Origin of the sequence: Xanthomonas translucens pv. undulosa, from assembly GCF_017301775.1 — a bacterium.
Classification (GTDB): Bacteria; Pseudomonadota; Gammaproteobacteria; order Xanthomonadales; family Xanthomonadaceae; genus Xanthomonas_A; species Xanthomonas_A translucens.
In genome coordinates, this window is the sequence record NZ_CP063993.1 from 4,046,108 (window position 1) to 4,070,515 (window position 24,408).

Annotated in this window: 23 protein-coding genes and 1 pseudogene; 14 read left to right on the forward strand and 10 right to left on the reverse strand. The window is 69.0% G+C overall.

From position 1 onward, the window contains the following. Positions 1-49: 49 nt before the first annotated feature. The 3 genes from ISN38_RS17180 to ISN38_RS17190 all read right to left on the reverse strand — a co-directional run bounded on the left by ISN38_RS17180 (position 50) and on the right by ISN38_RS17190 (position 3,546). Positions 50-1,318 (reverse strand): alkaline phosphatase family protein, encoded by a 1,269-nt coding sequence (locus tag ISN38_RS17180; protein WP_058363241.1) that lies wholly within the window; start codon positions 1,316-1,318, stop codon positions 50-52. Positions 1,319-1,552: 234 nt separating this feature from the next. Continuing rightward, entirely contained in the window at positions 1,553-2,077 is a 525-nt protein-coding gene (locus ISN38_RS17185) for a methylated-DNA--[protein]-cysteine S-methyltransferase (RefSeq protein ID WP_003468068.1), read from the reverse strand. After that, positions 2,074-3,546 carry a DNA-3-methyladenine glycosylase 2 family protein gene (locus tag ISN38_RS17190; protein ID WP_003468065.1) on the reverse strand — a complete coding sequence of 491 codons (1,473 nt, stop codon included), beginning with the start codon at positions 3,544-3,546 and terminating at the stop codon, positions 2,074-2,076. The genes ISN38_RS17185 and ISN38_RS17190 overlap by 4 nt, the downstream gene beginning before the upstream one ends. Before the next feature lie 155 nt (positions 3,547-3,701). On the opposite strand from ISN38_RS17190, the gene ISN38_RS17195 reads away from it, so the two are divergent. The 3 genes from ISN38_RS17195 to ISN38_RS17205 all read left to right on the forward strand — a co-directional run bounded on the left by ISN38_RS17195 (position 3,702) and on the right by ISN38_RS17205 (position 5,833). After that, positions 3,702-4,820: a COG3904 family protein gene (locus ISN38_RS17195; protein WP_199222588.1), complete on the forward strand. Its 1,119-nt coding sequence runs from the start codon at positions 3,702-3,704 to the stop codon at positions 4,818-4,820. An 87-nt stretch (positions 4,821-4,907) separates the two neighbouring features. Next, a complete protein-coding gene (locus ISN38_RS17200; protein WP_003468061.1) occupies positions 4,908-5,168 on the forward strand; it encodes a hypothetical protein in 261 nt (86 codons plus the stop codon). A gap of 74 nt (positions 5,169-5,242) precedes the next feature. After that, entirely contained in the window at positions 5,243-5,833 is a 591-nt protein-coding gene (locus ISN38_RS17205; protein ID WP_206711930.1) for a DUF4019 domain-containing protein, read from the forward strand. 623 nt (positions 5,834-6,456) lie between these two features. Here the strand turns inward: ISN38_RS17205 and ISN38_RS17210 are convergent. Beyond that, positions 6,457-7,353 carry an SEL1-like repeat protein gene (locus ISN38_RS17210; RefSeq protein ID WP_141697099.1) on the reverse strand — a complete coding sequence of 299 codons (897 nt, stop codon included), beginning with the start codon at positions 7,351-7,353 and terminating at the stop codon, positions 6,457-6,459. 173 nt (positions 7,354-7,526) lie between these two features. Here ISN38_RS17210 and ISN38_RS17215 point away from each other — a divergent pair, with 173 nt between their 5' ends. Continuing rightward, on the forward strand, positions 7,527-7,919 hold the full coding sequence (locus tag ISN38_RS17215; RefSeq protein ID WP_206711931.1) for an MAPEG family protein: 393 nt from the start codon (positions 7,527-7,529) through the stop codon (positions 7,917-7,919). Between the two features lie 155 nt (positions 7,920-8,074). Continuing rightward, complete coding sequence (gene ubiM / locus ISN38_RS17220; protein ID WP_003468056.1) at positions 8,075-9,262, forward strand: 5-demethoxyubiquinol-8 5-hydroxylase UbiM; 1,188 nt, start codon at positions 8,075-8,077, stop codon at positions 9,260-9,262. Positions 9,263-9,678: 416 nt separating this feature from the next. Here the strand turns inward: ubiM and ISN38_RS17225 are convergent, their stop codons facing one another. The 3 genes from ISN38_RS17225 to ISN38_RS17235 all read right to left on the reverse strand — a co-directional run bounded on the left by ISN38_RS17225 (position 9,679) and on the right by ISN38_RS17235 (position 11,206). After that, positions 9,679-9,900 (reverse strand): RNA-binding S4 domain-containing protein, encoded by a 222-nt coding sequence (locus ISN38_RS17225; RefSeq protein ID WP_003468049.1) that lies wholly within the window; start codon positions 9,898-9,900, stop codon positions 9,679-9,681. A 125-nt stretch (positions 9,901-10,025) separates the two neighbouring features. After that, positions 10,026-10,676, reverse strand: coding sequence for a hypothetical protein (locus tag ISN38_RS17230; RefSeq protein ID WP_003468048.1), 651 nt, complete (start codon positions 10,674-10,676; stop codon positions 10,026-10,028). Positions 10,677-10,699: 23 nt separating this feature from the next. Continuing rightward, entirely contained in the window at positions 10,700-11,206 is a 507-nt protein-coding gene (locus ISN38_RS17235) for an RNA polymerase sigma factor (protein WP_047325086.1), read from the reverse strand. Positions 11,207-11,365: 159 nt separating this feature from the next. On the opposite strand from ISN38_RS17235, the gene ISN38_RS17240 reads away from it, so the two are divergent. The 3 genes from ISN38_RS17240 (at position 11,366) to ISN38_RS17250 (ending at position 15,390) form a co-directional block, all read left to right on the forward strand. Beyond that, the gene (locus ISN38_RS17240) at positions 11,366-13,372 is read left to right on the forward strand and encodes a DEAD/DEAH box helicase (RefSeq protein ID WP_047325085.1); all 2,007 of its coding nucleotides are present in this window, start codon (positions 11,366-11,368) and stop codon (positions 13,370-13,372) included. A 143-nt stretch (positions 13,373-13,515) separates the two neighbouring features. Continuing rightward, positions 13,516-14,235 (forward strand): pseudouridine synthase, encoded by a 720-nt coding sequence (locus tag ISN38_RS17245; protein WP_003478395.1) that lies wholly within the window; start codon positions 13,516-13,518, stop codon positions 14,233-14,235. A gap of 87 nt (positions 14,236-14,322) precedes the next feature. Beyond that, positions 14,323-15,390: a GGDEF domain-containing protein gene (locus tag ISN38_RS17250; protein WP_058362656.1), complete on the forward strand. Its 1,068-nt coding sequence runs from the start codon at positions 14,323-14,325 to the stop codon at positions 15,388-15,390. Between the two features lie 18 nt (positions 15,391-15,408). Here the strand turns inward: ISN38_RS17250 and ISN38_RS17255 are convergent, their stop codons facing one another. The 3 genes from ISN38_RS17255 to ISN38_RS17265 all read right to left on the reverse strand — a co-directional run bounded on the left by ISN38_RS17255 (position 15,409) and on the right by ISN38_RS17265 (position 18,451). After that, positions 15,409-16,356 (reverse strand): DMT family transporter, encoded by a 948-nt coding sequence (locus ISN38_RS17255; RefSeq protein WP_047325083.1) that lies wholly within the window; start codon positions 16,354-16,356, stop codon positions 15,409-15,411. A 95-nt stretch (positions 16,357-16,451) separates the two neighbouring features. Beyond that, positions 16,452-17,417, reverse strand: coding sequence for a 2-keto-3-deoxygluconate transporter (kdgT, locus tag ISN38_RS17260; RefSeq protein ID WP_003468749.1), 966 nt, complete (start codon positions 17,415-17,417; stop codon positions 16,452-16,454). Positions 17,418-17,620: 203 nt separating this feature from the next. After that, the gene (locus ISN38_RS17265; protein ID WP_108084828.1) at positions 17,621-18,451 is read right to left on the reverse strand and encodes a DUF72 domain-containing protein; all 831 of its coding nucleotides are present in this window, start codon (positions 18,449-18,451) and stop codon (positions 17,621-17,623) included. A 124-nt stretch (positions 18,452-18,575) separates the two neighbouring features. On the opposite strand from ISN38_RS17265, the gene rraA reads away from it, so the two are divergent. The 6 genes and pseudogenes from rraA to ISN38_RS17295 form a co-directional block, all read left to right on the forward strand. Next, complete coding sequence (rraA, locus tag ISN38_RS17270) at positions 18,576-19,058, forward strand: ribonuclease E activity regulator RraA (RefSeq protein ID WP_003468754.1); 483 nt, start codon at positions 18,576-18,578, stop codon at positions 19,056-19,058. A gap of 56 nt (positions 19,059-19,114) precedes the next feature. Then, positions 19,115-20,704, forward strand: coding sequence for a serine hydrolase (locus ISN38_RS17275; RefSeq protein ID WP_230811799.1), 1,590 nt, complete (start codon positions 19,115-19,117; stop codon positions 20,702-20,704). Next, positions 20,701-21,111, forward strand: a complete 411-nt coding sequence (locus tag ISN38_RS17280; protein WP_003468760.1) for a VOC family protein — start codon at positions 20,701-20,703, stop codon at positions 21,109-21,111. Before ISN38_RS17275 ends, ISN38_RS17280 begins: the two co-directional genes overlap by 4 nt. A gap of 290 nt (positions 21,112-21,401) precedes the next feature. Next, the gene (locus tag ISN38_RS17285) at positions 21,402-21,737 is read left to right on the forward strand and encodes a helix-turn-helix domain-containing protein (protein ID WP_003468763.1); all 336 of its coding nucleotides are present in this window, start codon (positions 21,402-21,404) and stop codon (positions 21,735-21,737) included. A gap of 99 nt (positions 21,738-21,836) precedes the next feature. Continuing rightward, positions 21,837-23,663 carry an ABC transporter ATP-binding protein gene (locus ISN38_RS17290; RefSeq protein ID WP_058363926.1) on the forward strand — a complete coding sequence of 609 codons (1,827 nt, stop codon included), beginning with the start codon at positions 21,837-21,839 and terminating at the stop codon, positions 23,661-23,663. Between the two features lie 141 nt (positions 23,664-23,804). Further along, positions 23,805-24,378: pseudogene (locus ISN38_RS17295) on the forward strand (IS5 family transposase); the annotation flags it as partial. Positions 24,379-24,408 lie beyond the last annotated feature (30 nt).

Genomic DNA, 24,408 nt, shown 5'->3' on the forward strand with positions numbered 1-24,408 from the left:
TCGCTCACGACACGCCTTGCCGCTAGGGTTTTTCGCAGCGCCGCGGCGCTCAGCGCAGTGCCGGCAGCAGCGCCTGCGGATCGCCGTCGTTGGGCGCGGCGGGAATGCCGAGCAACCGCGCCAGCAGCGGATACACATCGACATTGTCGAACGGCGCCAGCGTGGCGCCCCGGCGGAACGCCGGGCCGCGCGCGATGAACACCGCGCGCATCGACGGCAGCGCCGGATCGTAGCCGTGCGAGCCGCGCAGGCCGGTCCGCGGCTTTTCCGCGGCGCGCTCGGCCGGCAGCGCATCCCAGCCTTCGTGCAGTTGGCACACGATCGGCGGGATGCGCGGGTTGCTGCCGTAGTGCCAGCGCGCCGGCAGCGCGGCCTTGCGCCAGCAGTCGTACTGCGGATGCGCGCCAAGCAGTCTGGCTTCGACCCGGGCCTGCTGGCCGGGTCGCGGCGCGATCCCGAGCGACTGGCCGTAGCTGACCACCTCGGCCTCCTGCATCGACACCATATCCTCGACGATGAGCACCTGCTGCGCCGGCACCGTGGCCATACCGTGGTCGGAGACCACGATCAGATTGGTGCGATCCAGTTGCCCGCGCCGGGCCAGCCCGTCGAGCAGATGGCCGATCGCCGCATCGACCTGTTCGACCGCGCGCGCGTACTGCGCCGATTGCGGGCCGAAGTCGTGGCCGGCCTCGTCGACCTGCTCGAAATACAGGGTCAGCAGCTGCGTATGCGGCGCGTCGCGGTCGTCGAGCCAACCCAGCGCCTGGTCGACCCGCGCGTTCGGCGCGATGTGTTCGTCGAAGGCCTGGTGGCGGCTCGGGCGCACGCCCTGGATCGCCGCCTCGCTACCCGGCCAGGCCCAGGTCGCCGCGTGCAGGCCGGCCTTTTCGGCGCCGACCCAGATCGGCTCGCCACCCCACCAGCGGCCGTCGCCGACCGCGTCGCGGTCGCTGAGCCGGAACGTGCCCAGCGTCGGATCGGTCATGCTGTTGTGGACGATGCCATGGTGATCCGGACGCAGCCCGGTGACGAGGGTGTAGTGGTTGGGAAAGGTCAGCGACGGATACGACGGCGACATCCATTGCGCACGCACGCCTTCGCGCACCAGCCGGCTCAGGTTCGGCGCGATGCCGCGATCGAGCATGTCCGCGCGCAGGCCGTCGATGGAGATCAGCAGCAGCAACGGCCGCTGCGCCGCACTGGACGCGGCCTGCGGTGCGATGGTCGCGGTGCTGGAAGAAGCGGGCGTGGAGGCGCAGGCGCTGAGCAGCAGCGCCGCGCAGGCGCCTGCCAGTCGTAGGGCGATGGACGTCATCGGCGCATGATAAGGCGCGCCTGGTGACCTGACGAAGACAGGCTGTGGCGCGCGGGGCGTTTCGCGGAGTGTGTGCACGAGGCGCGCCCGTACCCGCATCCGGCCTTGCGGGCCACCTTCCCCCGAAAAGGGGGCCATGGTCCCGGGGGAGAAGGGCCTAGCCCCTTTCCCCCGGGAGAGGGGGAAAGGTGAGAGGACGGCGCGAAGCGTTTCGCGGAGTCGGGACACCGCCGCTCAATCGAACAACGCTGCCGGCGCGCCATGCGCGGGGTCGGCGCCGCGCCGCTCCAGCGCCAGCAGCGCGGCCTTGGTCGGCAGGCCGCCGCCGAAGCCGGTCAGCGCGCCGTTGGCGCCGATCACCCGGTGGCAGGGCAGCACGATCGGCAGCGGATTGCGGCCGTTGGCGGCACCGACCGCGCGCACCGCACGCGGCTGACCGATATGCCGCGCCAGCTGCGCATAGCTCCAGGTCACGCCGAACGGGATGTCGGCCAGCGCCTGCCAGACCAGGCACTGGAACGCGGTGCCGCGCGGCGCCAGTGGCAGCTCGAAGCGGTCGCGTTCGCCGGCGAAATACGCCAGCAACTGCTCCCGCGCTTCGCGCACCGGCGCCGCGTCGCGGATCCAGTCGGCACGGCCGCGCACGTCGTAGCGGTTCTCCGCAAACAGGATGTGGCGCACGCCGTGGGCGCCGACGGCCACGCTCAGTTCGCCGATCGGAGTGGCGAAGGCATCGTAGTACAGGCGTTGCTCAGTCATGCGGGACTCTCCTCGGGTGGGTCGCCGGCCAGATGCCACAGGTGCAGCACGGCATAGGCGCGCCATGGCCGCCAGGCCTGCGCGCGGGCGTCGGTGGCGCGTTTGCTCAGGCGCGCGCCGTCGGTGCCGAGCATGCGTTGCAGGACCAGGTCGCCGGCCGGGAACGCATCGGGTTGGCCAAGCGCGCGCAGCGCGATGTAGTGCGCGGTCCAGGCGCCGATGCCGGGCAGGGCGGTTGCGCGCTCGACGAACTCGAACAGGCGCTGGCCGGCGCGGAACTGCAGGCGTCCGCCGGCCACCGCCGCGGCCAGAGCGCGGAGCGTGGCGGCGCGCGAGCGCGGCAGGCCGATCGCCTCCAGCGGCGCGTCCAGCAGGTCCTGCGGCGCCGGGAATGCGCGGTCCAGGCCGGGCGGCTGGCCCGGTCGATACGCGCCGTGGCGCTCGACCAGACGCGCGGCCAGGGTCGCCGCGCCGGCCACGCTGACCTGCTGGCCGAGCACCGCACGCACCGCCACCTCGAAGCCGTCCCAGCCGCCCGGCACGCGCAGTCCCGGGCGCCGCGCGATCGCGCGCGCCAGCAGCGGTTCGGCGCCGAGCGTGGCGTGCACCGCGCGCAGGTCGGCGTCCAGGTCGAAGATGCGGCGCACCCGGCGCACGATGTCGGGGATCGCGCGCGGATCGGCCGCGGCGATCTGCAGGCGCAGTTCGTGGCGCTGCGGGTCGGCTTCGACGCGGATCCTGGTGGAGGCGTCGAGCGGGCCGAGCACGCGCTCGTAGCTGGCCTCGCCGATGCGCTCGATGCCGGGGATCGCGCGCTTGCGCAGGAACGCCAGCATCGCCGCGAAGTCCAGCGGCGGGCGATAGCCCAGGCGCAGCAGCAGATCGCCGCCGGGCACCTCGGCGCGTTGCTTGCGGATCGCCGACGGCGGCATGCCGCAGCCTTCCAGGAACGCGGCGTTGAAGCGGCGCAGGCTGTTGAAGCCGGCCGCCAGCGCGACCTGGGTGATCGGCAGCGCGGTCTCGGTCAGCAATTGCTTGGCCAGCAGCAGGCGCCGCGTCGCATGCACCGCCGCCGGGGTGGCGCCGAGCTGGCCGACGAACACGCGCTGCAGCTGCCGCGCGCTGAGTCCGACCTCGGCGGCGAGCCGTTCGACGCTGGCGTCCTGCAGCGCGCCGTCGGCGATCAGCGCCAGTGCGCGCCGCACCGATTCCTCGCCCAGGTGCTGCTGCGCGTCCGGCGACAGCTCCGGCCGGCAGCGCAGGCACGGGCGGTAGCCGGCGGCCGCCGCGGCCGCGGCGCTGGGGTAGTAATGCACGTTGCTGCGCTTGGGCACCGGCGCCGGGCAGACCGGCCGGCAATAGATGCCGGTGCTGCGCACGGCGGTGAAGAACACCCCGTCGAAGCGCGCATCGCGGGCCAGGCGGGCGCGGTCGTAGCGGGCGTGGTCGTCGAGGGTGGGCTGGGACATGGCGCCAGTCTAGTCCGCGCCGGCGCGGCAGACTCGCCGTTTTCGGACATGGTTGCGGCAGCCCCCGCGCGGCCGCTGGCGGCGCGCTGCCGGCGGTTTAGGCGCAGTTGGGAAGCGCATGCGGATCGGCACTAGACTAGCCCTGCGCATCGCCCATGCGCCGCCTCTCCGCTGCGGATTTCCCTATCTTGTCTTTCCCCTGCAAAACCTGGTGGCTGGCGTTGTGCTGTGCGGGCCTGGTGTCGTGCCAGCCGGGCGCGCCGTCCGCCGGCAGGACCATGGCCGATAGCCCGCCCGGCGATGGTGAGCACATGGTCTCGGTGGGGACGCCGCCGCCGCCCCCAGTGCCACCGCCTGCGGCCAAGCCGAAACCGGCCAATGACGCCGGCACCGACCTGTGGGACGCGGCCGCGCTGGAGAACGGCGAGGCGTTCGTCAGCTGCGCCACCGACTATGCGGCCGCGGCCGGCGACGGCGAGGCGCTGGCCGGGCTGGACCGGCCCACCATCGAGGCGGCGCTGGCGCCATGTCGCGAGCGCGGCCTGCTGCGGGTGCGCTACGAAGGCAAGATCAACGCCGGTTTCGCCGCGATGGTGCGGCGCCTGGCCGAGGTCGCCGCGCACGCCGGCATCGGCAAGCGCGTGCTGGACCTGGATTCCAGCGGCGGCCAGGTCGAGGCGGCGATCCGCGCCGGCGATGCGATCGGGGAGTCCGGCTGGACCATCTGGGTGCGCGAGGGCTCGATCTGCCACAGCGCCTGCGTGTTCGTGCTCGCGGCCGGCGACAACCGGCTGATCTCCGGCAAGGTCGGCATCCACCGCATGATGCGGATCAGTTCCACCGCGACCTCGCGCGCCGAACTCAACCGCGAGCTGCAGGAGGTCTACGGCAACGTCAAGGACTACCTGGAGCGCAACGGCGTGGCGGTGGCGGTGGCCGACCTGATGATGACCGTGCCCAATCGCAGCCTGCGTCTGCTCAGCAACGACGAACTCAAGCAATACGGGCTGGACGGCACCAACGCGGTGCAGGACGACCTGGAGCGGATCAAGCAGCTGCGCAAATGCGGCGACGATTTCGTGCGGCGCAAGGACGCGTTCCTGATCGCCTTCGACCACGAGTGCAAGGCCAAGGGCGTGGACCTGGAGACGCTGACCGCCTGCGGCCAGGCGCTGAAGCAGCGCTTCGGTTTCCCCGACCAGGCCTGCCCGGCGGAAAGTCCGCTGTCGGAAATCGACGTGGCCACGTTGCCGCTGGCCTCGCCCGGCGCCTGAACGCCGGCTGCGCGCTGCGACCGGCGTTCACGTGCCAGGCACCGGGGCGGCGCTAGCGTCCGCGCCATCCACTTCGGGAGCAGGCGCATGGCGATCGGAACCAGGCTGATGGTGCGGCTGTACCTGCCGCCGGCGTTGCTGGTGCTGGGCGGCTTCCTGGTCGCCGAACTGCTGCTGCACTTCGCCAGCGGCGCGCATGCGCAGGCCATCGCGCGGATGGCCTCGCTGCTGAGCCTGGCCGGGCTGCTGGGCGGCACCGCCTGGGCCTTGGGGGTCAGCTGGCATGCCTGGCACCGGCAGCGCTACGCGGTGCCGGCGGCCGCGGCCGTGCCGGGCGAGGAGCCGTGAGCGGCGCTGCGCAGGCGCACATGGCCGGCGTAGACTGCGGCCCCCGCCGTCACCGCACTGCCTGAGCGATGCCCATGCCGTTGTTTCTTCGCCTGTTGCCCGCGTTGCTCGCCGCTGCTGCGTTCGCGGCAGCGGCGCAGCCCGCACCGACCGTACCGACCGCACCGACCGTACCGACCGCACCGACGCAGAGCGTCCCTGCGCCGTCCGCGCCGGCCCAGCCTGTGGCGCCCAAGCCCGCCGCCGCCAAGCTCGCCGCGGCCAGGCATGCCGATCCTGCCGCGCCGGGGCCGCTGTCCAAGCAGGACGCGCAGATGGCGCAGGCCGGCTTGCGCGCCGCGCAGCTGGTCGATGCCGGCCGCAGCGGCGAGCTGTGGGATGGCGCATCGGCGGTGGCCAAAAAGGCGGTCGCGCGCGAGGCGTTCGTGCGCCAGGTCGATGCCGACCGTGCACGCCTGGGCGCGCTGCTCGGCCGCGGCGTCGCCAGCGTGGCGCGGGTGCAGTACACGGCGGGGTCGCAGGTGCCGCCGGGGGTCTACGTCAACGTCAGTTTCCCCAGCCGGTTCGCCAACGCGCCGCAGCCGGTGCGCGAACTGGTCTCGCTGCGCCTGGACGAGGACAAGACCTGGCGCCTGGTCGGTTACCACGTCGGTCCGCCGACCTGACGCGCGCACGCGTCGCGCCCTAGACCCATCACAAGGGCCGCCCTAAGGCGGCCCATCCAAGGGGAGCGCGCAGCGCCCCCGCCAGCCGCTTTGAGCGGCTCATACATCTAAAGCCCCCGGCTTTTAAAGCCCCCGGCTTTGCCGTGGGATACTTACCTTCCGCCTACGGTGACAGTGCCATTGCAATGCCCTATACAGCCGCCTGGTAAGTTCACACCGCCGCTACTGCCGCCGCCACCACCACCACCACCCCCTTCGCCACCGCCACCGCCACCGCCGCCGTTACTGCTAGTGGTCCTTGGTACAGCTGTGTTGCCGAGCCAGCGGTTGCTGTCGGTTTTCGTATAGGTGACACATGCATTCGCATTACACACTACGATCTTATCGCCTACATTAACATTTGTTGGAAAAAATTTGTTCTCCATTTCAGAGACTTTTTTATTAATGTAATCCTTGGTATTGGAATCAGCATCGGAGTGTCGACCGTACATGTTGAGCAGGCATATGGCCCATACATCTTGGACTCATCGGCGTAAGCATAAATTCCTACCAGTCCCAATGCGATAAACTCTGTCGATAAAAAAAACTTCCTTTTAACCGTTCCGTTCGACATAATTTCATTCCTAGTTTGCGCAGCAGGATTGGTATATTGCGTTTGCTCTATTGGTTGCCGCCTGCTGCTGATCGGCTCTCAATGAATTTTGATAACGTTTCATCTTTTCGCTTGAAACGGAATTTGGGTATGCTCTCTGAGCGGCTAGATAATATGCGTAGGCGCTCGTTTGATCTTCTTTTGCGAGTATTCCGTCCTCATAAGCGTCAGCCAGTCTTACGACGGCATCAATGCTACCCTTGGATGCAGCATTTTCGAGAAAACCCATGGCGTTGGTTTTCCATTTAATTACTTTATCGGGATTCTTGATGAAAGTGTCCGAAGGCCCAATGGCTGATTTGGTATCTATGGAATATAGAATCATTGCCTCAATAGAACCCTGTTGCGCAGCTGTGATGAGCCATTCCCCCTGCATGATCTCGTTATTTCCAACTAAACTTGAGCATTCATCAAGTCTCCGCTCGTAATCTTTCAGGAAATTCTTATCGGCACCAACTTCCTTCATGGCATTGAAGCTGTTTAGATCATCTGTAGAATACGCGCCTTTACAGTCGAGAACTGCCAGGTAGATATTGAACGTGGCGAGAGCGTTCCCTTTTTTGGACGAATCCAATAGGGAGTTGACGTAATCCAGAGCATTCCCATGGGGTCGAAAGTCACCAGTCCGAGTTATGACAAACGCCTTTGGCCCTACCATCTGAGTGAACTTCGCTGGCACCTTATCCGTGGTTATAAGTGCATTTAAAGTATTTTGACTTTTGAATGCTGGTGACTCAGGTCGATCACTAGCTGCAGTGCTGTCAATCACATTGCTATTATTCTTGGATTTAAAATAATAGAAAAATAGCGCGGTTATAAAGGCGGCGCCAAGCAAAATAACAACGATGGTGAGCTGCTTTTTCTTCACAATCATGACTTCCGTGTTGATTTTGCGAAGAATATCGAAATGTGTTTTACATGGCAATAGCTTGATAAGCCATGCCCGAGACCTCTCCCGAGGCTTCTCGCTCTAGACCAATCGCGAGAGTCCCCCGGCTTTGCCGTGGGATACTTGCCTTTCCGCAACTGTCCGAGGCTCCGATGACGATCGAAATCCGCATGCTGGCCTGGGCGATCCTGCTCGGAATCGTGCAACTGCTGCTGGCCGCCGCGTTCGTCACCGCGCAGCGCGGCCTGAAATGGAATGCCGGCGCGCGCGACGCGCCGCAGGCGCCGCCCGCCGGCGTGGCCGGGCGCCTGGAGCGCGCGCTGCGCAACTTCCTGGAGACCTTCCCGATGTTCGCCGCCGCGGCGCTGGCGGTGGTGGCGATGGGCAAGGGCAGTGCGCATACCGCACTGGCCGCGCAGCTGTATTTCGGGGCACGGCTGGCCTACGTGCCGTTGTACGCGGCCGGCGTGCCGTATCTGCGCAGCCTGGTGTGGGCGGTGTCGCTGTGGTCGATCCTGCAGTTGGTGTGGGCATTGTTGTCCTGAAGCAGCGCCGGCGGCCTTGCGCGCTGTGCGGGGGCGCGGCCGCAGCGGGGGTCTGACCCACTGCGCTGCGACCGTTTGCCGCAGCGCTGATCCAGATCAATGCCGCGTCGCGCCGCGGGTTTATGCTGGCCGCGTCTATTACCGGAAGCGCCGCCATGCAGGTGGATATCGCCATCGTCGGTGCCGGCCCGGCGGGCCTGTGCCTGGCGCGTTCGCTGGCCGGCAGCGGGCTGTCGCTGGCGCTGATCGAACCGCAGCCGCGCGCGGCCCTGGCCGCTGCCGCCTTCGACGGCCGCGAGATCGCGTTGACCCACGCCTCGCGCACCCTGCTGGAACAGCTCGACCTGTGGTCGCGGATCGATCCGGATGCGATCGCGCCGCTGCGCGATGCGCGGGTGATGAACGGCTCCTCGCCGTTCGCGCTGACCTTCGCCGCCAGTCAGGACCGCCACGGCGACCTGGGCTGGCTGGTGCCCAACCACCTGATCCGTCGCGCCGCGTTCGCGGCGGTGCAGGCGCAACCGGGACTGCGCCTGCTCGACGGCGTGTCGGTGCAGGCGCTGCGTTGCGACGACACGCAGGCGCAGCTGACCCTGTCCAGTGGCCAGGCGCTGAGCGCGCGCCTGGTAGTGGCGGCCGACAGCCGCTTCTCCAGCACCCGGCGCATGTGCGGCATCGGCGCGCAGATGCGCGATTTCGGCCGCAGCATGCTGGTGTGCCGGGTGCGTCACGCGCGCCCGCACCACCACACCGCCTGGGAGTGGTTCGGTTACGGCCAGACTCTGGCGCTGCTGCCGCTGCACGGCAACCAGGCCTCGGCGGTGTTGACCCTGCCGCCGCAGCGCGCGCAGGCGCTGCTGGAGATGGACGCCGCCGCACTGGGCGCGGAGATCGGCGCCCGCTTCGAACACCGGCTCGGCGCAATGACGCCGAGCGTGCGGCCGCAGGTGTATCCGCTGGTCGCGGTGTACGCGCAGCGCTTCGTCGGCAGGCGCTACGCGCTGATCGGCGACGCCGCGGTGGGCATGCATCCGGTGACCGCGCACGGGTTCAACTTCGGCCTGCAGAGCCAGGCGCGGCTGGCGCGTGCGCTGCATGCGGCAGCGGCGCAGGGCCGCGACATCGCCGCGCCGGCCTTGCTGGCCGGCTACGAACGCGGCCACCGCCTGGCCACGCGCCCGCTGTACGAGGCGACCAATGCGATCGCCGCCTTGTACACCGACGACCGCCTGCCGGCGCGCGCGCTGCGCAACGCGGCGCTGCGCGTGGCCGACCGGGTGGCGCCGTTCAAGCGCGCGATCGCCGCGCACCTGACCCAGCGCGGCGCGGCGCGTGCGCGCTGAGGCGCGCACGCGCGGGATGCCGGGGAGGCCTATGCCGTTGCTCGGCGAGTCGCAGCGAAAGCCGAGCCGCCAGCTACCGCGCACCCGGTCTATTGCCCAGTTACACCCTGTAGGAGCGGATTCAGCCGCGACCGGGCGTTACCAGGAAAGTTCCGGTCGCGGCTGAAGCCGCTCCTACAAAAGCCAGCGCCACCTGGTATTGGCGGCATATGGCCTGAAGATCGGCACGCGGATGCCGGCTGTCCTATGCGCTTGGCGAAGCATTGTGGGAGCGACTGAAGTCGCTCCCACAAAAAATCGTTGCCTGACACAGATGTTGGAAAGCGCCTGGGGTTGCGGCGTGCGGGCGAGGCGGTGTGCATCAGCCCCGGCAATGAACTGGGCGAGGCCGCGTTGCACATCGCCCGCGCGTTCGCTCATGCCTTGCCGATCACCCGGATCTGCACGTCGTGCAGCGCGACCACCTGGCCCGCGTGGATCTTGCAGGCCTTGCGCAGCTCGACTTCGCCGTCCACGCGCACATGGCCTTCGCTGATGACGGTCTTGGCCGCGCCGCCGCTGTCGCATACGCCGGTCAGTTTCAACAGGTGCTTGAGTTCGACGTAGTCGCTTTCTAACTGGAGATCGATGGTCTGCATGGGGGACGCTGTTCGGAAATCGGCGCTCATTGTCGGTCATTCGCGGGCGAAACGCTCGGACTTCGCGCCGCCACGCGAGGCGATGGACAAACGCTGCCCACATCGCGGCGCAGCGGCGGCTGCACTCAGTCGTGGCCGAAGCGCTCGGCCTCCTCGAGCAGGCGGCTGGCCTGGCGCAAGCTCGAGCCACCCAGCAGGTCGTCGACGATCCGCGTCAGCCGCGGCCGGCCGGGGCGGCGCGACCAGCGGTACAGCCAGACGCTGGCGGCGATGCCGGCCACTCCCACGCCGAGTCCGGTCCACACCAGGCCGGCCGCACGCGCCTGCAGATCGATGCCGGCCAGCGCGCCAAGCAGCATCAGCAGCGGCACCCACAGCAGCCACCACGACAGCCCGCAGACCACAGCACTGCGCACGTAGCAGCGGCGGGTATGCGCGATCTGACGCTGGATCTGCAGCACCGGCGCGCTGTAGTCGAGCTGCAGCAGTCGGCCCAGGACGATGCCGGCCATCGCCACGGCGATCACACCATACGCATGCACCGCCACCCCGGCGGCGATCAGCGGCGCCGGCAGCGTCCCGCCCCGGCTCCACAGCAGGCCGGTCAGGGCAATGCAGCCCAGGCCGAACGGCAGTTGCAGCAGTTGGCCCCACAACAGCGGGCGCAGGCTGCCGCGCACGCGCCGATCGAGCAGGTGCTGCAGGTGCAGGTCGTCGTGGCGCTGCAGGCGCCGCTCCAGCGCCTGCCAGGCGTGTTTCAGTTCGTCGGGATGCATGATGGGTTCCTGTCAGGGGGATTTTAGAGTTCGTCGCGGAGGCGTTGCTTGAGGCGGCCGATCCTGGTGGAGACGTTGCTTTCGCCGATGCCCAGGATCTCGGCGATCTCGCGCTGCGGGCGCTCGTCCAGGTACAGCAGCGCCAGCGCCCGCTCCAGCGCCGGCAGCTGCGCGATGAAGCGGTACAGCGCCTGCACCTGGCGTTCGCGCTCCGGGTCGGCGGCGTGCGGGTCGGCGAGGTCCATATCCTGCAGCGGCAGAGTCTGGCTGTGCGCGCGGGTGCGCCCGCGCAACTCGCCGATCGCCACGTTCAGCGCGATCCGGTACAGCCAGGTGGAGAACGGCCGCTGCCGGTCGTAGCGCGGGAACGCCCGCCAGGCCTGGGCGGCGATCTGCTGGATCAGGTCGGCGCGGTCGTCCGGGTGCCGGCAATAGCTGCCGGCCACTTTCGCGGCGATGCCGCGGTGCGCCTGGAACAGCGTGGCGAAGTCGGCCGGAGGCGGTGCGGCGGGGGTGGGGGCGTCGGGCATGGGGCGGGTCGCGGAAAGGTCTGCAAGGTGGTTCGCGGCAGGCCGAGGTTTCTCACGCCTGAACGGCATCGTTCACCTGGTTTAGACATGCGGCCCGTCAAGGCGCACAATGCGCTTCTTTGCGCCTGCCGGTTCGCTGCGGCGCCTCCGGAGTCTCCCATGTCCCAAGATACCCCCGCGCCGCTGCTGTTCGCAGATCTCGGCCTCTCGCCTGCTGTGATGAAGGCCGTGGCCGATGTCGGCTACGAGTCGCCGTCGCCGATCCAGGCGGCCACCATTCCCGCGCTGCTGACCGGCCGCGACCTGCTCGGCCAGGCCCAGACCGGCACCGGCAAGACCGCCGCGTTCGCGCTGCCGATCCTGTCGCGGCTGGACTTCAACCAGCGCAAGCCGCAGGCGCTGGTGCTGGCGCCGACCCGCGAGCTGGCGATCCAGGTCGCCGAGGCGTTCCACCGCTATGCCGCGGCGATCCCCGGCTTCCAGGTGCTGCCGGTGTACGGCGGCCAGCCCTATGTGCAGCAGCTGTCGGCGCTCAAGCGCGGCGTGCACGTGGTGGTGGGCACCCCGGGGCGGGTCATCGACCATCTCGAGCGCGGCACCCTGGACCTGTCCGAACTGCGCACGCTGGTGCTCGACGAAGCCGACGAGATGCTGCGCATGGGCTTCATCGACGACGTCGAGGCGGTGCTGAAGAAGCTGCCGGCCTCGCGCCAGGTGGCGCTGTTCTCGGCGACCATGCCGACCGCGATCAAGCGCATCGCGCAGACCTATCTGAACGATCCTGCCGAAGTCATCATCGCCTCCAAGACCACCACGTCGGCGAACATCCGCCAGCGTTACTGGGCGGTCAGCGGGCTGCACAAGCTCGATGCGCTGACCCGGATCCTGGAAGTGGAACCGTTCGACGCGATGATCGTGTTCGCGCGCACCAAGGCCGCCACCGACGAGCTGGCGCAGAAGCTGCAGGCGCGCGGTCTGGCCGCCGCGGCGATCAACGGCGACATCCAGCAGTCGCAGCGCGAGCGGGTGATCCAGCAGCTCAAGGACGGCAAGCTCGACATCCTGGTCGCCACCGACGTGGCCGCACGCGGCCTGGACGTGGAGCGGATCAGCCACGTGCTGAACTACGACATCCCGTACGACACCGAAAGCTATGTGCACCGCATCGGCCGCACCGGCCGCGCCGGCCGCAGCGGCGAGGCGATCCTGTTCGTCAGCCCGCGCGAGAAGGGCATGCTGCGCGCGATCGAACGCGCCACCCGGCAGCCGATCGAAGAGATGCAGCTGCCGAGCGTGGACGCTGTCAACGACCAGCGCGTGACCCGCTTCATGGAGAAGATCAGCGAGACCATCGCCAGCGGCGGCATCGACACCTACCGCGATCTGCTGCAGCGCTTCGAGACCGAGAAGAACGTGCCGATGGTCGAAGTGGCCGCGGCGCTGGCGCGCCTGCTGCAGGGCGACACGCCGCTGCTGCTGGCCCCGGAGCGCGCGCGCGCGCCGCAAGGCGAGCGCTTCGAGCGCCCGGGCGCCGACCGCCGCGAGCGCGCCGACCGCGGCGAGCGTACCGAACGTCCCAAGTTCGAGCCCAAGTTCGACCGCGAAGCCCGTCCGCCGCGCCGCGACGAAGGCGAGCGCGCACCGCGTGCGCCGCGTCCCGCGCCGGCCGGACATGGCCCCGACTTCGACTACCAGCGCGACGTCGGCAGCTTCGAGGCGCCGCGCCGCGACAAGGCACCCAAGGCGCCGCGCGGCGAGCCGGAAGTAGGCATGGAGACCTACCGCATCGAGGTCGGCCACCAGCACGGGGTCAAGCCGGCCAACATCGTCGGCGCGATCGCCAACGAAGCCGGCCTGGAGAGCAAGTACATCGGCCGTATCGACATCCACGACGACCATTCGGTGCTGGACCTGCCGGCGGACATGCCGAACGAGCTGCTGACCCACCTGAAGAAGGTCTGGGTGTCCGGCCAGCAACTGCAGATGCGCAAGCTCGACGACGCCGCGGCCGGCGCCAGCGCGCCGTTCAAGCCGAAGTTCGCGCGTGCCGCCGGCAAGCCCGGCGGCCGCCCGAACGCGGCCGGCCCGCGCCCGGCCGGCGCCGCCACGCGCATGGCCGACAAGGCCGGCGATCGCCCGCCGCGCAAGGGTCCGCCCAAGCGCTGAGCGGCTGCAGCGGGGAGCGTTGCTCTCCCCGCGCACCTGGCCGCGCAGCGGCGGCACGCAGCTGCCGCCGTCGTAGCGTCCATCGCGGCCGCCGCCAACGCATCGCCGGCTTTGCCGAGTCCCCAGCCCCGAGTCCCGGCCCCATGAGCACCCGCCTCAACAAGCACATCGCCGAAACCGGCTACTGTTCGCGCCGCGAGGCCGACCGGCTGATCGCGGCGCGCCGCGTGACCGTCAATGGTCGGCCCGGCGGGGTCGGCGCGGTGGTGGGCGAGGGCGACGAGGTGCAGGTCGATGGCCAGCCGCTGCGCGCGCGCGCCAAGCAGAAATCCGGCCGCCGCCACGTCTATATCGCGCTGAACAAGCCGGTCGGGGTGACCTGCACGACAGAGAGCGAGGTCAAGGGCAACATCGTCGATTTCGTCGGCCACGAGCAGCGTATCTTTCCGATCGGGCGCCTGGACAAGGAGTCCGAGGGCCTGATCCTGATGACCAGCAACGGCGACATCGTCAACGAGATCCTGCGCGCCGAGAACCGCCACCAGAAGGAGTACCTGGTGGCGGTGAACAAGCCGGTCAGCGACGAATTCCTGCGCGGCATGGCGCGCGGGGTGCGCGTGCACAACGAGACCACGCTGCCGTGCCGCACCGCGCGCATCGCCAAGTTCGGTTTCCGCATCGTGCTCGAGCAGGGCCTGAACCGGCAGATCCGGCTGATGGCCGCCGCGTTCGACTACCGCGTCACCCAGTTGCGCCGCGTGCGCATCGACAACATCAAGCTCGGCGCGCTGAAGCCGGGGCAGTGGCGCAACCTCACCGAGCAGGAGCTGCGCGGCCTGCTGCCGCAGCGCCAGGACTGGTGAGGCCGGCCGCGGCGCGGCTTTTCACTGGCATTTGTGCCGGAATTGGCGATACTCCGCGACGCATCCCGCATCCCGCATCCCGCTCCCGTGATCAAGCCACGCAAGCCCGACAACGAAGCCGAACGCCTGCGCGCCTTGCATGCGTTGCAGATTCTGGACACCGCGCCGGAGGCCGCCTACGACGACCTGGTCGGCATCGCCGCCAGCCTGTGCGACACGCCATCGGCGCTGATCTCGCTGGTCGACGAGGAGCGGCAGTGGCTCAAGTCGCAGCGCAACGTCACCCTGCTCAGTACCGCGCGCGACGACTCGTTCTGCGGCCACACCATCCTTGCGCCGCAGGACGTGCTGGTGGTCCGCGACGCGGCCGCGGATCCGCGGTTCGCGTTCAATCCGCTGGTCACCGAGGTCGGCGTCCGCTTCTACGCGGGCGCGCCGCTGTTGAACAGCGAGGGGCTGGCGGTTGGCGCGCTGTGCGTGCTCGACTGCCGCCCGCGCACGCTGGAGCCGGAGCAGGTGGTGGCGCTGCAGGCGCTGTCGCGGCAGGTGATGCAGTTGATCGAACTGCGCCGCACCAGCCATGCGCTGGCGCAGCAACTGCGCGAACGCGACTGCTACGAGCAGCAGCTGGCCGGGTACCAGGCATCGCTGGAATCGCTCAACGCCGAACTGCTCAAGCAGTCGCGCACCGATCCGTTGACCGGGCTGCTCAACCGCCGCGCCTTCGCCACTGCGCTGATGATCAATGCGGATGCGGCGCAGTCCAGCCCCGCGCCACTCAGCGTGGCCTTGCTGGACCTTGACTATTTCAAGCACATCAACGACCTGCACGGCCACGACAAGGGCGACGCGGTCCTGCTGGCGCTGGCCGACATGCTGCGCGCGCAGACGCCGCCGGGCAGCCTGGTCGCACGCTACGGCGGCGAGGAATTCGCGATCCTGCTGCCGGGGCTGGACGCGCGCCAGGCCATGCACGAATGCGAGACGCTGCGCCAGGAAACCGCCCTGCTGCAGCTGGGCGTGGCGCTGACCGCCAGCGTCGGCGTGGCCGCCTTGCAGCCGGGCGAGAGCGCCGAGCAGGTGCTCAAGCGCGCCGATCTGGCGCTGTACCGAGCCAAGCGCGCCGGCCGCGATTGCGTCTCGCTGGCGGAATGAACCGCGCCGCCGGCGCGCTCACTCCAGCGCGTTCTTCGCTTCGCAGGTCGCCAGCAGTTCCGGGTGCCGCACCCGCCTGGCGCGGGTCAGCAGCGGATGCAGGAACACCGCGCCCAGGATCACCGCCACGCCGAGGTAGAACAGCGCGGTGAGTTGTTTCTGCTCGTCCAGCAGTACGATCGCGAACACGATCGCGTAGACCGGCTCCAGGTTGGTCACCAGTTGCACAGCATAGGCGCTGAGCCGGCGCAGCGCGACCAGCGCCAGGGCGAACGGCAGCAGCGTGCACAGCAGCGCCAGGGCCAGCAGCAGCAGGGTGTCGTGCAGGCTCGGTAGCACCAGCAGCGGGCCGCTCAGCGCCGGCAGCACGAACGGCAGCAGCGGCGCCAGCACGGTCAGGGTCAGGGTGCCGGCGCCCAGTTCCACGGCGGTCACGGTCAGCGGGTCGGCGTGATCGACAAGGCGCTTGTTGAGCGAACCGAACGCGGCGACGAACAGTGCCGACACTGCGCCGACCACGACCCCGGCGCGCATCCCGTCGGGCACCCCGCCGACCACCAGCGCCACACCCGGCAGCACCGCCAGGCCGAACACCAGTTCGCTGGGACGGAACGGGCGCTTGGCCACCCACGGTTCGATCACCGCGGTGAACACCGGCGCCAGCGCGATGCAGGTTGCCGCCACCGAGGCGTTGGCCAGCTTGATCGCGCCGTAGAAGGTCAGCCAGTGCAGGCCGACCAGGGCGCCGACCACGGTGTAGCCGAGCAGCAGCTTCGGTGTCAGCGCGGCCAGCCCGCGCCACACCCGCGGCAGCAGCGCCAGCGCCGCCACCACCATCAGCATCCGCCACCACACCAGCGGCAGCGCCGGCAGCGTGATCAGCTTGCCCAGGATCGCGGTGATGCCCCACAGCAGCACGCAGAAGTGGATTTGCAGCTGGGCTTTGCTGGTGGGGTGCAGGGGCATGGCGCCTATTGTCGCGTAAACCGGCGACGCGGCGAACGGCGGTTTTTGCGTGGATTCCGCAATCGCGTCGCCAGCTGCGCCTCACCAGCCGCGCGTCAGCTGCCGGGCGGGGCGCGCCTGGCGCATGCACGTGCGTGCAATGCGGTCAGCAGCGGCACCAGCAGCGAGGTCACGATCACCGAGGTCGCCACCAGCGCGGTGGCGGCCGGGGCGGCTGCACGGAACTGCGGCGCCATCGCCGCGATCAGCGCCGGCGTCGCCACCGCGGCGCCGGCAGTGCTGGAGGCGGCGATGCCGGCGCTGCCGCTGCCGCCGCCGAGCAGCCGATCGGCGAACAGCAACGGGATCCCGGTGACCACGACGACCAGCAGACCGAGCAGCACGCCGGGCACCCCGGCGCTGGCGATCACGTGCAGATCCAGCGTATTGCCCAGCGCGAAGGCGAAGAACGGGATCAGTGCCGGCACCGCCGCGGCGAACAGCGCGCGCAGCTGCGGATCCAGATTGCCGAGCGCGAAGCCGACCAGCAGCGGCAGCACCGCGCCCAGAAATAGGCGTGGCTCGAACACGGCGACGCCGGCGCTGCCGAGGATGAGCATCGTCATCAACGGCCCCGATTCCACCGACATCAGCACCACCGCACCGGCTTCGCCGGGCTTGCCGTACTGCTGCATGAGCGAGGCGAACAGCCCGCCGTTGGTCATGTCCATCGCCGCGACCAGGGCCAGCACCGAGATGCCTTTCCAGCAGCCTTGCGCGATCCCGTCCGGCGGCAGCACCCGCGCCGCGAGCACCGCCACCAGCCAGGCCACGCCGAGCTTGGTCAGCAGCAGCACGCCCGACTGGCGCAGGATCCGGCCGCTGGCGCGCAGCTGGATCGAGGCACCCATGCACAGGAACCACACCGCCAGGATCGGCACCACGCCGCCGATCAGGCCCTGGCTGAACGAGCCGAGGAAGGCCCCGGCCTGCGGCCATGCGCTATGGCAGGCGGCGCCGAGGAACAAGGGCACCAGCATCATGCCGCCTGGAATGCGTTCGAGCGTTTGCTTGATCTGCATCGGGTTTGGACGTCCTCTTGAAAAAAGTCGCATCCGACGCCGACATGCGCCGGTGTCATTCTGCGTTAGTGCTTTTACTGCAACTGCATGGCGCGCTGGGTGTCGCGGCGCCGCGCCGTCTGTGCTGGGTTCAGTCGCATGTCGCAGCGGCACTGTGCCGTCGGTCGCTTTTGCCCGCAGTCGCTGGCGCCGCCGCCGTTCGCTCAGCGCGTGCCGAGTTCGGCCAGCAGCGCCATTGCCGCGGCCGGATTGCGTTCCTTGGCGGCGCTGATGAAATAGACGAACACCTCGCGCGGCCTGGCCGCCGCAGTCGCCGCGCCGACATGCGGCAGCGCGTGCGGATCCTCGCCGCGGCGCCAGGCCTGCGCCTGCGCCGACCAGGCGCGCAATTCCTTGGGCGCATAGCCGTGCGCCAGTTCGGCGCGGCTGCGCATCAGCCGCGCGTAGACGAAGTCGCTGCTGAGATCGGCGAAGCAAGGGAAGTCGGGCGAATCGGTGAACACCGTGGCCACGCCGTGGCGGCGCACCAGCTCCAGCAGGGGTGGCCCGACGCAGGCCGGGTCGCGCACCTCCAGCACATGCCGCAAGCGGCGGCCGGCGGCCTGCTGCGGCAGCAGGTCCAGAAACGCGGCGAGCTCGTCGAGCTCGAGCGTGCGGCCGTGCTCGAATTGCCAGAGCAGCGGGCCGAGTTTGTCGCCGAGCGTAGCGATGCCGCCGACGAAGTCCTCGATCTGCGCGCCGGCCGCGGCCAGCTTGCGCATGCCGGTGATGCGCTTGGGCGCCTTGGCCGAGAACAGGAAATCGTCCGGCACCGCGTCGCGCCAGCGCGCATAGGTGTCCGGTTTCTGCGTGCCGTAGTAGGTGCCGTTGATCTCGATGCTGCTGACATGGCGGCTGGCGTATTCCAGCTCGCGGCGCTGCACCAGCCCTTGCGGGTAGAACCGGCCGCCACGCCACGGCGCATAGGTCCAGCCGCCGATGCCGACGCGGATGCCGTCCGGCGCGGCCGGGGCGGAGTCGAAGAGATCTGTCATGGCATACACGCCGGCGCGGACAGGGGAGGCGCAGTGTGCCGCAGTCCGCGCCGTTGCCGCATGCATGGCCGCTGCCGCATGCGTCGCGCTACCATCCAGGCAACGCCGACTGCCCCGACCGACCATGACCTGGACCACGCCCGATCTGTGCGACGCCCATCCCGAGGTGCAGGTCGCCGAACCGCTGTTCCGCAGTTACGGCGGCCACGCCGCGTTCTGCGGCGCGATCGTCACCGTCAGCTGCTTCGAGGACAACGCGCGGGTGCGCGAACTTGCGGCCACCCCCGGTGCCGGCCGCGTCATCGTCGTCGACGGGCAGGGCTCGCTGCGCCGCTCCCTGCTCGGCGACCAGATCGCCGAGAACGCGGTGCGCAACGGTTGGGCCGGGCTGTTGCTGCATGGCTGCGTGCGCGACGTGGAGGCCTTGGCGGCGTTGCCGCTGGGCGTGCAGGCGCTGGCCGCGTGCCCGCGCAAGACCGAAAGACGCGGCCTCGGCGAGGTCGATGTGCCGCTGCGGTTCGCCGGGGTGGCGTTCCTGCCCGGGCACTGGCTGTACGCTGATCGCAACGGGGTGCTGGTCGCCGCGCAGGCGTTGCTCCCGGCGTGAGCGTGCCGGCGCCTGTTCCTTTCCCTGCTGGAGATACCGATTTGAAGACCCTGTCGATGGGCTGCCTGTTGTTGGCGATGACCGCCACCGCGCAGGCGCAGGCGCCCGCTCCGGTGGACGCCGCAGTGCCGCCTGCGCTGCAGGATCTGGATGCGCGGGTGGAGCGGGTGCGCAAGCAGTTCGACGTGCCCGGCATCGCCATCGCCATCGTCAAGGACGGGCAGGTGGTGCTGGAGCGCGGCTACGGCGTGCGCGAACTGGGCAAGCCCGAGCCGGTGGACGCGCAGACCCTGTTCGCGATCGCCTCCAACACCAAGGCGTTCACCGCCGCGGCGCTGTCGATCCTGGCCGACGAGGGCAAGCTGAAACTCGACGACCGGGTGATCGAGCACCTGCCGTGGTTTCAGATGGCCGATCCCTACGTGACCCGCGAGATGCGCGTGCGCGACCTGCTCAGCCACCGCAGCGGACTGAGCCTGGGCGCCGGCGACCTGCTGTTCTGGCCGGCCACCAGCTACAGCACCGAAGAAGTGGTGCGGCGCCTGGCGCACGTGCCGCTGAAGGGCGGTTTCCGCGACCGCTATGCCTACGACAACATCCTCTACGCGGTGGCGCAGAAGCTGATCGAGCAGGTCTCCGGGCAGTCCTACGCCGAGTTCGTACGCCAGCGCATCTTCGTGCCGGTGGGCATGAGCGGCGCGCGTATCAATAGCGACTACCTGCAGCCCGGCGACCGCGCGGCGGTGGGCCATGCCAAGTTCGACTTCCGCGAGCTGCGCCCGGTGCCGCCGCTGACCTGGTCGAATAATTCCGGCGCCGGCGGCATCTACGCCAGCGTGCACGACATGGCCAAGTGGATGCAGGTGCAGCTCGACGGCGGCCGCCTGCCATCGGCCGATGGCCAGGAGCGGCGTCTGTTCAGCGCGCAGCGGCAGCAGGAGATGTGGCAGGTGATCACCCCGATCGCCATCGCCGAGCCGAGCGTGCCGCAACTGTTGCCGGCCAGGCCGAACTTCGCCGGCTATGGCGAGGGCTGGAGCCTGAGCGACTACCGCGGGCACAAGCTGGTCTGGCACACCGGCGGCTGGCCGGGCATGGTGTCGCGGCTGACCCTGCTGCCGGAACAGCAACTGGGCGTGATCGTGCTGACCAACCAGGAAGTGGGCGTGGCGTTCAACGCGCTGACCCTGCAGGTGCTCGACGCTTACCTGGGCGCGCCGCCGACCGACTGGACCGCCGCCTATGCCGCTGCCGTGGCCAAGGCCGACGCGAAGGCCGACGAGGACTGGAGCAAGCACCAGGCTGCGCGCGATGCCAGCTCTAAACCGTCGCTGCCGCTGGCAGCTTACGCAGGCACGTATCGCGATCCGTGGTACGGCGAGGTGGCGATCGTGCAGCGCGGCAAGCAACTGGAACTGCGCTTCAGCAAGACCGCGCAGCTGGTCGGCACGTTGCAGCACTGGCAGCACGACACCTTCATCGTGCGCTGGCGCGACCGTTCGCTCAATGCCGATGCCTTCGTCAACTTCGCGCTGACCCCGGACGGCAAGGTGCGCGAGGTGCGCATGGAAGCGATCTCGCCGCTGACCGATTTCAGCTTCGATTTCCAGGACCTGCTGCTGACCCCGACGACTGCCGCATCGTGAGCGCGGCCATGCCGATGCTCTCGCACGTGCATCTCGGGGTGAACGACTTCCCGGCCGCGTTCGCGTTCTACGCGCCGTTGCTGCAGGCGCTGGGGCTGCAACTGAAGTTCCGCGATGACGTGCGCGGCTGGGCCGGCTGGACCGCGCCGCACGCGCCGCGGCCGCTGCTGCTGATCGGCCGTGCCTTCGACGGCCAGCCGGCGGCGCCGGGCAACGGCCAGATGCTCGCATTGCAGGCGCCGAACCGGGCGCTGGTGGATCGCTGCCACGCGCTGGCGCTGGCCCAGGGAGGGCACTGCGAAGGCCCGCCCGCGCTGCGCGCGCACTACCATCCGGACTATTACGGCGCGTATTTCCGCGACCTGGACGGCAATAAGCTAGGCGTGTGCTGCCACCGCGCGGAATGAGCGCGATGGTTGTTGCGATGCTGTCGGCCGCTGTCCTGGTTTAGGTGCATCGCATCGGAAACAAGCACCGATCGCCAGGCCAGTTGGTTGTAGGAGCGGCTTCAGCCGCGACATCGAAGCCGCGTGGTATCCGGCTTCGGCAGCCGTCGGGACTGAAGTCCCTTCCACAAGAAGCCGGGTCGGCTATGCGGATGGTCTTGGACATGTGCAGCTTGTTGTAGGAGCGGCTTCAGCCGCGACCTCGAAGCCGGAAGGCCTCTGCCTTCAGCTTCGTCGCCAGCCCGGTCGCCATGCAACGCCGCCATCCGTTCGACGGCGTGTTCGACTGGGCGCGGCAGCAGTTGCACACCGGCATCGGCGCTGCGGACCTGGCGCGGGCCGCGGCGATGAGCGAACGCAATTGCTACCGCCGTTTCAAGGCGGCGATCGGCACCACCCCGGCACACTGGCTGCAGCAGGGGCGCGTGCGTGCGGCGAAAGCCTTGCTCGAGGAAGGGCGGCTGGATCTGCAACGGGTCGCCGCGGCCTGCGGCTTCGCGACGCTGGAGGCGTTCCGGGCCGCGTTCCGGCGCCATGTGGGCGTGGCGCCATCGGTTTACCGCAGCGGCTTCGGGCCGTTCGCCTGAGACGAAACGCGTGCGTGCGCCGCGGCACCCGGCGCGAACGCACATGGCGAGGACACCGGCATCGGCTACGCTGCGCGTCTTGCAGAAGGATGGCCCGCAATGTTCCGCTGGTTCGAGTCGCTGATTCCCGTGTTCCCCGCCATCGATCCGCGTACGCCGCCACGCGGGGTGTGGCGCTTCTATGCGTTCTACCTGCGCCCGGTGTGGCCGGTGTTCGCCGCCACGCTGGTGGCCGGACTGCTGCTGGCGCTGGTCGAGGTGGCGATGTTCGACTTCCTCGCCCGCATCGTCGATCTGGTCGCCGGGGCGTCGGGGCTGGATTTCTTCGTGCGCCACCGCGACGAACTGCTGTGGATGGCGGCCATCACCCTGATCGCGCGGCCGCTGCTGACCGGGCTGCACAACCTGCTGGTCAATCAGGCGATCATGCCCGGGCTGAGCAACCGCACGCGCTGGCTGATGCACAACTACGTGGTGCGGCAGAGCCTGGGCTTTTTCCAGAACGACTTCGCCGGGCGCATCGCCAACCGGGTCATGCAGACCGGCACCTCGCTGCGCGAATCGGCGGTGCAGATGGTCGATGCGCTGTGGTACATCCTGGTCTATACCGGCACCGCGCTGTACGTGTTCGCGCAGGACGACGTGCGCCTGATGGCGCCGTTGCTGGTCTGGCTGGTCGTCTACGCGGCGCTGATGGCGTACTTCGTGCCGCGCATGCAGCAGCGCGCGTGGATCGCCGCAGAGGCGCGCTCCAAGGCGATGGGCCGGATCGTCGACGGCTACACCAATATCGCCACGCTGAAGCTGTTCGCGCATGCCAAGCGCGAGGAGGCCTATGTGCGCGAGTCGATCCAGGAGCTGGTGGTCAAGCACCGCGGGCAGACCCGGATGACCACCGCCATGGACCTGTCGATCGCGGTGTTGAACGGCTTGCTGATCGTCGGCACCTGCGCGTTGGCGCTGTGGCTGTGGAGCCAGGGCCGGATCAGCGTCGGCGCGATCACCCTGGCCACCGGGCTGGTGATCCGCATCCACAACATGTCCGGCTGGATCATGTGGGTGGTCAACGGCATCTTCGAAGACATCGGTGCGGTGCAGGATGGCATGGAGAGCGTGGCCCAGCCGATCCAGGTGCAGGACTGCACCGATGCGCAGGCGCTGCAGGTCAGCCGCGGCGAGGTGCGTTTCGAGCACATCCATTTCCACTACGGCAAGCGCGGCGGGGTGATCGCCGGGCTCGACCTGCAGGTGCGCGCGGGCGAGAAGATCGGCCTGGTCGGGCCGTCCGGCGCCGGCAAATCGACCCTGGTCAACGTGTTGCTGCGGCTGTACGACCTGGAGCGCGGGCGCATCCTGATCGACGGCCAGGACATCGCCACGGTGACCCAGGCAAGCCTGCGCGGGCAGATCGGCCTGGTCACCCAGGACACCTCGCTGCTGCATCGCTCGATCCGCGACAACCTGCTGTACGGCCGTCCCGACGCCAGCGAGGCGCAGCTGCAGGAAGCGGTGCGCAAGGCGCGCGCCGACGGCTTCATCGACGCGTTGCGCGACGGCGAAGGCCGCAGCGGCTACGACGCGCATGTCGGCGAACGCGGGGTCAAGCTGTCCGGCGGCCAGCGCCAGCGCATCGCCATCGCCCGCGTGCTGCTGAAGGACGCGCCGATCCTGGTGCTGGACGAGGCCACCTCGGCGCTGGATTCGGAAGTGGAGGCGGCGATCCAGGACAGCCTGGACGAACTGATGGCGGGCAAGACGGTGATCGCGATCGCGCACCGCCTCTCGACCATCGCGCGGATGGACCGGCTGGTGGTCATGGACCAGGGCGCGATCGTCGAAACCGGTACCCACGCCGAACTGGTTGCGCGCGGCGGCCTGTACGCGCGGCTATGGGCGCGACAGACCGGGGGCTTCGTCGCGGGATGAGTGTCGGAGCGGCTTCAGCCGCGACCGGACTCTGTCGCGGCTGAAGTTGCTCCTGCAACATCCGATAGCTACTGGCACCCCTAATAAGAGCGGCTAACAAAAGCCCCTTGAACACGTCTGTTGAGCCACCACTTTGCAGTGATGGCTCACCGCAAAGAAATCAGCACAGCGCTGTGGAAGCGCATCCACCCCTTGATCCCGGTCGTGCCGCCTTCGCCCAAGGGCGGTAGGCCGCGCGTAGACGACCAAAGCGCACTCAGCGGCATCGTGTACGTGCTGCGCACTGGCATCGCGTGGGAGGATCTGCCCCCAGGAACTTGGCTACGGCAGCGGCATGACCTGCTGGCGCCGATTGCGTGACTGGCAGGCCGCGGGTGTGTGGCACCGTCTGCATCAGGTGTTGCTGGCCGAACTTCGCCGCGCCGACCGGCTCGATTTCAGCCGGGCCAGCCTGGACGCGGCCAGCGTGGCCTCCCCCCCGGGGGGCGCCTATACGGGGCCGAACCCGATCGACCGCGGCAGCAAGCGGCATGTGATCACGGATCGGCACGGCGTCCCCCTGGCGTTCTGCGTGACCGGGGCCAACCGGCACGATTCGGTCGTGTTCGAGGAACGGGTCGATGCATTGCCCTCCATTGCCGGCAAACCTGGACGGCCACGACGCTGGCCGGACAAGCTGCATGCCGACAAGGGGTTCAGCCGACAGACGTGTAAAAATGACTCACAAGATCGGATTTCACCTATT